Source organism: Oleiphilus sp. HI0125 (assembly GCF_001635355.1).
The window spans coordinates 1-649 of record NZ_LWGF01000817.1; the positions used below are offsets into that span (position 1 = coordinate 1).

Sequence of the window (649 nt, forward strand, 5' to 3'; positions counted from 1 at the left end):
CCTTAGCGACCCCGCTATTGGTATTAAAGACATCGTGTATGCGACCGGTGTGCCGCGATTGCGAGCGATTCCTCTTGGATCAAATAGCGAAGGCGCGGCTGAGTATTTCGAGTCAGAAAAAATGCTGTCGTTCATTGATGAAGTGAAACATCGTTATTCTGATCGTTATATTTTTATTGATGCGCCTCCTGTGGCTAGTTCATCTGAAGCGCGTATTTTGGCGGGCATCGTGGATATGGTCGTGATAGTGGTCCCTCATGCGAGAGTGACGAGTGATCAAGTTCAGATAGCGATCGATATCGTTGGCGAAGATAAATTAGCTGGTCTGATATACAACAACTAAAACAAAATTGTTAATTGAGTAGTGATACATGGACATTCAATTTTGCCGCGAACGCGTTTTATCGGGGCTTATTTCCTGTTTTCTTTTGATGGTGTTTGCTAGTCAATCCCATGCGACAGAGGCAGCGGGCGCGATTGGCTCCCGAATCGAACATACGGACAACGTTCGACGCACAAACACTAATGCCGAAACCGATGTTATTCAAACAACGTACGCCGAACTAGGTGTTGAAGAAGTACGAAAGCGTTTTAAAGCGGATGCAACCCTCAAGTTACAAAATGAGCATTACTACGAAGGCACATACGA

General features: G+C 45.3%; 1 protein-coding gene and 1 pseudogene. Both read left to right on the top strand.

Going from position 1 to position 649, the window contains the following annotated elements:
* A pseudogene (locus A3762_RS27605) lies at positions 1 to 343 on the top strand (polysaccharide biosynthesis protein); the annotation flags it as partial.
* A 28-nt stretch (positions 344 to 371) separates the two neighbouring features.
* Positions 372 to 649, top strand: a 278-nt coding sequence (locus A3762_RS13215; RefSeq protein WP_156493443.1) for a hypothetical protein, incomplete at its 3' end; no start/stop codon positions are given.